Genomic DNA, 2,586 nt, shown 5'->3' with positions numbered 1-2,586 from the left:
GGTCTCCGGCTTGGTCTCCGGCTTGGTCTCCGGCTTGGTCTCCGGCTTGGTCTCCGGCTTGTCTGCACCCGGCATCGTGGCGGAGCCGGCGGCGGGCGCGTCGGCGGTCTTGTCGTCACGCGCGTCGGCGGTCTTGTCGTCAGCGGCCGTCGCCACCGCTGCGGCGTTCGCCGAAGCCACGCGTGTAGCCGCGTCCCGTGCCTGGGCCTCGCGGAACTTCTCGCGATCCGCCTCGGCCCTCTCGCGTTCCGCCTGTGCCTTCTCCATGCGTCGCCGAGCCTCGTCCTCGATCTGCTTCTTGCGCTCGGCCTCCTTGATGGCGGCGCGCTCCTGGCTGGGCAACGTCAGATCATGGGCCTTCAGGATGCCGAGAGCCTCGTCGCGCTCCTTGAGCGCGGGCCACTTGAGGAACGCAAACAGCAACGCGAGCAGCAGGCCGAGCGGCGGCAGTAGCGCCGCGAGAGCGCCCCACCAGCCCGAGTAGCCGGCCTTCTTGGCAATGACAATCGCCAGGATGAGGAACACCACCAAGACTGCGGCGGTGGTGATGAGCGCGACCTGGCCCGCCGTCTGCAAGAAGTCCGTGACGCGATTGCCCACCTCATCGCTGTCGATGGGTGTGACGTCGTCGATGCTGGTGAACATGAGCAGTCCTTTCGTAGGGACTTCTGTCGTCGGGCGCAATCAACGCAACTCTTGCGAGCCCTTAAGTCGTTTCTACACTCGCCAACTCAACCCCGCGAGTGCAGCGAGTGCGGCATCGTTCTCTTCCCGGGAGCCGATGGTCATGCGAACACCCTCGTCGGTGAAGGGTCGTGCCAAGATCGCCGGGCTCTGGGAGCCGAGATGCGCGACCAGTTCCGAGGTCCGGTCGCGCGCCTCAATCCACACAAAGTTACCCTGCGGATCGGGGATGGACCAACCATCGGCCGTCAGCGACGCGAGCACCCGCCCCCGTTCCGCCACGATGCCCTCGACGCGCTCCAACAGTTCCGCCTCGGCCGTCAGCGACGCGAGTGCCGCGAGTTGCGCGACGGACGACACGGAGAACGGGGTCACGCACGCACGCGCAGGCGCAAGAATCTCGGCCAGCCCGAAGGCAAACCCGACGCGCAGACCCGCCAGCCCGTAGGCCTTGGACATTGTCCGCAAGACCACGACGTTGGGGTGGGTCGCCCACGCATCGGCGCCGATGTAGTCGTCGCCCTTGACGGTCGCCGGGTCAGACACGAACTCGACGTAGGCCTCGTCCAGAACGATCAGCACGTGGGGCGGAACGCGGTCGACGAAGGCGGCGAACTCATCCGCCGTCACTGCCGGGCCCGTGGGGTTGTTCGGGGAGCAGACCATCACCGCGGCCGTGTGGTCGGAGATGGCCGATGCCATGGCGTCCAGGTCGTGTCGTCCGCCCCCTGCGAGCGGAACGGTGACGGGCGTGGCGCCGGTCAATGCGGTGAGGATGGGATACGCCTCGAAGCTGCGCCACGCATAGACGACCTCCCGGCCGGGCCCGGCGTAGGCCTGCAGCAGGTGCGCGAGCACGGCGACCGAGCCGGCCCCGACGATGACGTCCACCGCCGGCAGACCTTGGCGTTGGGCGAGAGCATTTACCAAGTCAGCGGCAAACATGTCGGGGTAGCGGTGTACCGATTCCCCGGCCGCGGCGATGGCTCGCGACACCGAGGGCAGCGGCGGCAGCGGGTTTTCGTTGGAGGACAGCTTGATGGGCGCCGGGCCCGCCGCCGAGCCGCGTGCGCCGGGCACGTAGCTGGGCAACGAGGAGATATTCGGTAAAGGCTGAGGAAGGACCATTGCCTCAGCATGCCAGGGTCATGCCAGAATCGGTGCATGAGATTTGTGATCAAGTCGGCAATTGCCGCGGTGGCCGTGTGGATCGTTTCGGAACTTCCCTTCGACGTTGTCGTGACCGGCGGGGAGAATGGCGACTGGTGGCATCGTCCGGCGGTGTTCCTGGTCATTGGCGTGCTGCTGGTCATGCTCAACGCCGTGCTCAAGCCGTTGATCAAGGTGCTGACTTTGCCGGTGCAGATTCTCACGCTGGGGCTGTTCTCGTTCGTGATCGCCTGGTTCATGCTGTGGCTCACCGCGTGGATCACGGACAAGCTCGACTTCGCGACGCTCACCGTAGGCGGCTTCTGGAAGACCCTGTTCGCGGCGGTGGTCATCGCCCTTGTGACAGGCATTCTCGAAGCGATCATCCCCGGGGCCAAGAAGAAGGACTAGGTGTTGCGTCTCATGAGGTTGGTAGCGGCGCTCACTCGACATTCAACCAACGCGATTTCGTGTTCGTGACGCGGCTACCCCGTTAGCAGGTCGCGCTCCCAGGCAGGGTCCGGCCAGGCAGGGTCGGGCGCGGCCGGGTCGTCCCAGGGGTAGTCCGGGGGCGGGTAGCCGTCCCACGCGTGGTGCTCCCAGGCAGAGTCCTCCCAGGCAGAGTTCTCCCACGGTGGGTCGGACGGCAGGCCGGGGTGACGACGGTCGTCACCTTTGGCCACGTCGCCCACGTCGAGTGCTGCGAGTCCTCCGGGTATGGGGCGCCGCTTCGGGTCGATCGTGGGTGGTGGG

The 2,586-nt window shown here is 66.6% G+C and carries 4 protein-coding genes; 1 reads left to right on the top strand and 3 read right to left on the bottom strand.

The features are described from left to right. Both QZZ29_RS08780 and QZZ29_RS08775 read right to left on the bottom strand, forming a co-directional pair. The coding region (locus tag QZZ29_RS08780) for a hypothetical protein (RefSeq protein ID WP_291382653.1) at positions 1-645 on the bottom strand (645 nt) is incomplete at its 3' end. A gap of 72 nt (positions 646-717) precedes the next feature. Continuing rightward, positions 718-1,812, bottom strand: coding sequence for a histidinol-phosphate transaminase (locus QZZ29_RS08775; RefSeq protein ID WP_291382651.1), 1,095 nt, complete (start codon positions 1,810-1,812; stop codon positions 718-720). Between the two features lie 36 nt (positions 1,813-1,848). Between QZZ29_RS08775 and QZZ29_RS08770 the strand changes: the two genes are divergently transcribed. Next, positions 1,849-2,244 (top strand): phage holin family protein, encoded by a 396-nt coding sequence (locus QZZ29_RS08770; protein ID WP_291382649.1) that lies wholly within the window; start codon positions 1,849-1,851, stop codon positions 2,242-2,244. Between the two features lie 74 nt (positions 2,245-2,318). On the opposite strand, the gene QZZ29_RS08765 is transcribed toward QZZ29_RS08770, so the two are convergent. Then, positions 2,319-2,586: hypothetical protein (locus QZZ29_RS08765; protein WP_291382647.1), on the bottom strand; the 268-nt coding region annotated here is incomplete at its 5' end.

The sequence above is a fragment of the Demequina sp. genome, from assembly GCF_016278765.1.
Lineage (GTDB): Bacteria > Actinomycetota > Actinomycetes > Actinomycetales > Demequinaceae > Demequina.
The sequence above is the reverse complement of the archived record's forward strand: the minus strand, read 5'-3'. Positions and strand labels throughout refer to the sequence as shown.

Bases quoted from the DNA above. Each gene is read 5' to 3' on its own strand.
- QZZ29_RS08775 (WP_291382651.1), bottom strand. From the start codon at position 1,812: ATGGTCCTTCCTCAGCCTTTACCGAATATCTCCTCGTTGCCCAGCTAC.
- QZZ29_RS08770 (WP_291382649.1), top strand. From the start codon at position 1,849: ATGAGATTTGTGATCAAGTCGGCAATTGCCGCGGTGGCCGTGTGGATC.